1 protein-coding gene is annotated in these 1,089 nt (G+C 57.0%); it reads right to left on the reverse strand.

What is annotated here, in order from left to right; genetic code table 11:
• Window positions 1-253: 253 nt before the first annotated feature.
• The gene (locus DW49_RS0107185; RefSeq protein ID WP_005615813.1) at window positions 254-868 is read right to left on the reverse strand and encodes an SOS response-associated peptidase; all 615 of its coding nucleotides are present in this window, start codon (window positions 866-868) and stop codon (window positions 254-256) included.
• Window positions 869-1,089 lie beyond the last annotated feature (221 nt).

Genomic DNA, 1,089 nt, shown 5'->3' on the forward strand with positions numbered 1-1,089 from the left:
TGCGCTCCGACTGCCTGTCCAAGTGGACGTGGGGCAGGTGTCCAAGTGAGCTTGGAATGAGTGTCCAAATGATCGTGGGCTGAGTGTCCAAGTGTCGTGGAATCCGCACCATGTCTAGAGAAAGACAGTAGTGATGCCGAGCCTGGCGGTAGAGGTTCAATTCAGCGAGCGGAGTTCCCTCGATATTCAGGGTTGCCGGTGACAGCCAGCGCGACAAGTCAGCCTGTCCGTCACCAGCTCCAGGTAAGGCTCATCACATGTCCACAATCAGCCGATCTGCCGGGTACTGGTTCATAAACGCCGCGCTCTGCTCTGGCCGCGCAGTCAACCAGTCCGCATACGAGCCCTTGGGCAAAATAACTACCATGCGCTTTTCATCCTTGGGCTTGTGGTACGCCTTCATGAAGTCGTGATCATCTGCATTCACGGTCAGCATGGTGTAGCTGTGCAGGATCTGGTCGGTGGACGGATCGCGCCACTGCTCCCACAGCCCAGCAATGCCCAGCAGTTCGCCGTCTGCACGGGCTATACGCGTGGCTATTGCCTTGCCTGATCGCCAGTCCGGCTCGTAGATGGCCACCGCTGGGATAATGCAATGTTGCGCTTGGCGCCATGCATGTCGGAACGACGGTTTCTCGGCCACTGTCTCTGATCGAGCATTGTAGGTGTGTTTGGCAAACTTGCTGTCCTTGCTCCAGGACGGGATCAACCCAAAGGAGCCGGTCAGCACTTCCATGGTTGCGGGAGAATCGTTGTCATCTGCCCGGCCATCTGGGCGGCGCAGGAATGGACCGATGTAGCCAGGCCACAGATCGAGCCTGCCCTGGTCGAACAGTGCGACCCCGAACAGGGCAGCCTGCGGCTGCAAATTGTGAGATTTTGAAATCGGTTATCATAGCCGAAATTGAGTCGATCCCTCCTCAGCACAGGCTTACACATGGCGTCAGAGACCAAAAAACGTAAACGGGCGAGCCGGGCAAAAGCCAAGGCAACGCAGACCCGTCTCCAACGCGCCGGGCATACTACCTTCGTGCCCGATACCGACTTTTCCTTCGATATCGATCCTTTCGGTGATGTCGATCTTTGTAG

The organism is Pseudomonas avellanae BPIC 631 (assembly GCF_000444135.1).
GTDB classification, from domain to species: domain Bacteria; phylum Pseudomonadota; class Gammaproteobacteria; order Pseudomonadales; family Pseudomonadaceae; genus Aquipseudomonas; species Aquipseudomonas avellanae.